Annotated in this window: 1 rRNA gene; it reads right to left on the bottom strand. The window is 57.8% G+C overall.

Features of this window, described 5'->3' with window-relative positions:
• Positions 1-28 precede the first annotated feature (28 nt).
• Positions 29-2953 (bottom strand): 23S ribosomal RNA (locus tag K334_RS0112710).
• Between the last annotated feature and the right edge of the window lie 122 nt (positions 2954-3075).

The following is a 3075-nucleotide window of genomic DNA, read 5'->3' as shown; positions in this document are numbered from 1 at the left end:
ACCGCACGACAGCCAAAAGGATGGAGCGCAAGGAAAGTTTCGGGCAATTAGTAGCGCTCGGCTGTGACGTCGCCGTCTATACACCTGCGCCCTATCGACGTCCTAGTCTCGGACGACCCTCGAAGGAGTTCTAATCTTGCGGCCGGCTTCGCACTTAGATGCTTTCAGCGCTTATCCGATCCAGACGCGGATACCCGGCGGTGCACCTGGCGGCACAACCGGCAAACCGGAGGTCTGTCCGACACGGTCCTCTCGTACTAGTGTCGGAGCCACGCAAAACTCCAGCGCCCACGATAGATAGAGACCGAACTGTCTCACGACGTTCTGAACCCAGCTCGCGTGCCACTTTAATGGGCGAACAGCCCAACCCTTGGGACCTTCTCCAGCCCCAGGATGTGACGAGCCGACATCGAGGTGCCAAACCACCCCGTCGATATGAGCTCTCGGGGGGGATCAGCCTGTTATCCCCGGAGTACCTTTTATCCTTTGAGCGATGCAGTTTCCATACACTTGCACCGGATCACTATGCCCCAGTTTCCTGCCTGCTCGGCATGTCTGCCTCCCAGTCGAGCGCCCTTATGCCATTGCACTCGTTGAGGTCGGTTGCCAATCGACCCGAGGGCACCTTTGGAAGCCTCCGTTACGCTTTTGGAGGCGACCACCCCAGTCAAACTACCCGCCAAGCGGTGTCCGCGCAAATCAGCGCGTTAGACCCCAGACAGCCGAAGGGCCGTATTTCAAGGGGGGCTCCACGACGGCTGGCGCCGACGCTTCAAAGCCTCCGGCCTATCCTACACAGCGGATGGCCGGGGTCAACGCTAAGCTGTAGTAAAGGTTCACGGGGTCTTTTCGTCCCATCGCGGGTAATCGGCATCTTCACCGATACTACAATTTCACTGAGATCATGGTCGAGACAGCGTCCGGATCATTACACCATTCGTGCAGGTCGGAACTTACCCGACAAGGAATTTCGCTACCTTAGGACCGTTATAGTTACGGCCGCCGTTTACCGGGGCTTCAATTCAAACCTTCGGGCGGAAGCCCTGAGCTCTCCTCTTAACCTTCCGGCACCGGGCAGGTGTCAGGCTGTATACATCGACTTTCGTGTTGGCACAGCCCTGTGTTTTTGTTAAACAGTTGCCTGGACCTATTCTCTGCGCCTCGTGTCGCCACGAGGACCCCTTCTCCCGAAGTTACGGGGTCAGTTTGCCTAGTTCCTTGACCATGAGTCTCTCAACGCCTCAGTATGTTCTACCCGACTACGTGTGTCCGTCTGCGGTACGGGTACCCTCAGGATGTGCTTAGCGGATTTTCTTGGAAGTATGATTACCGGCGCTATTGGACGCCCCCGGAGGGGAGTCCATACTGTCAGGGTCGGCTCCATTCCCGGATTTGCCTGGGAATGTCGACGCCTACGCCCTTCAACGGACTATTCCGTCAGTCCGCGGCCGTGTCACTGCTCCGTCTCCACATCGCTCCTGAAGGTAGTCACGGAATGTTGACCGTGTCTGCCATCGCCTTCGCCATTCGGCTGGGGCTTAGGGCCCGACTGACCCCGGGATGACTGGCATCGCCCGGGAAACCTTGGTCTTGCGGCGGAGGGGGATCCTACCCCTCTTCTCGTTACTTATACCTACATTTGCGTTTCCACGCGCTCCAGGATCGGTCGCCCTCACCATTCGACGCACGTGGAATGCTCCCCTACCGATACTTTTCAAATATGCTATCCCGCGTCTTCGGCATCTGCCTTATACCCGATTATTATCCACGCCCGGACCCTCGACCAGTGAGCTGTTACGCACTCTTTGAATGAATGGCTGCTTCCAAGCCAACATCCTGGCTGTCACCGGGACCGGACTTCGTTAGACTAACTCAGGCAGAATTCCGGGGCCTTAGACGGCGGTCTGGATTCTTCTCCTCTCGGGGACGGACCTTAGCACCCGCCCCCTTACTGCACATGTGCAGCCCGTGGGCATTCGGAGTTCGTCAGGACTTGACAGGCGGTGAAGCCCTCGCATCCTATCGGTCGCTCTACCTCCCAACGGGAAACCATGCACGCGGCACCTAAATGCCTTTCGGGGAGTACGAGCTATCTCCAAGTTTGATTGGCCTTTCACTCCTACACACACCTCATCGGGAAGCTTTTCAACGCTTATCCGTTCGGACCTCCATTCCGTGTTACCGGAACTTCATCCTGGACATGTGTAGATCACTTGGTTTCGCGTCTGCCGCCTCCGACTGTGCCCCCCAAAAAAGGGGGACGCGCCCTGTTCAGGCTCGCTTTCACTGCGGCGAAGGGTCTCGAGACCCGCAGCCTCGCCGGAGACGGAAACTCGTAGGTTCATTATGCAAAAGGCACGCCGTCACTGCAAGAAGCAGCTCCGACCGCTTGTAGGCGGATGGTTTCAGGAACTATTTCACTCTTCTCATCGAAGTGCTTTTCACCTTTCCCTCACGGTACTGGTTCGCTATCGGTCTCACAGGAGTATTTAGCCTTGCCGGATGGGCCCGGCGGATTCAGGCAGGATTACACGTGTCCCGCCCTACTCAGGAGTCCGCTCTGCCTCGTCGCGCTTCACGTAAGGGGCTCTCACCCGCTGCGGCCCGGCTTTCCAGACGGTTCCGTTCGCGCTCTGAGTGCAATCCATGCGGTCCTACAACCCCCGCCGCGCGTCGCCACGCGGCGGGTTTGGGCTACTCCCCGGTCGCTCGCCGCTACTGGGGGAATCATTCTTATTTTCCTTTCCTCCGGGTACTAAGATGTTTCAGTTCCCCGGGTTGGCCCTCCCCAAAAAGCAGGGGAGTGGCCGTCCTTCAGACGGCCGGGTTGTCCCATTCGGATATCCGCGGATCAAAGGTCATCTGCACCTACCCGCGGCTTGTCGCAGCTTGTCACGTCCTTCATCGCCTCTGTGAGCCTAGGCATCCGCCATCCGCCCTCAACTACTTTCCATGCCGAACATACTTTCGGCTGTCGCATGCAGCCTCCGCCATCAGGCGGAGGGCTCGAAGTCATCGACTTCGTTCTCTCTACAGTCTTGCCTGTGTCAACATGTCAAAGATCTCTTGAAGGGA

Source organism: Segatella baroniae DSM 16972 = JCM 13447 (assembly GCF_000426585.1).
Lineage (GTDB): Bacteria > Bacteroidota > Bacteroidia > Bacteroidales > Bacteroidaceae > Prevotella > Prevotella baroniae.
The sequence above is the reverse complement of the archived record's forward strand: the minus strand, read 5'-3'. Positions and strand labels throughout refer to the sequence as shown.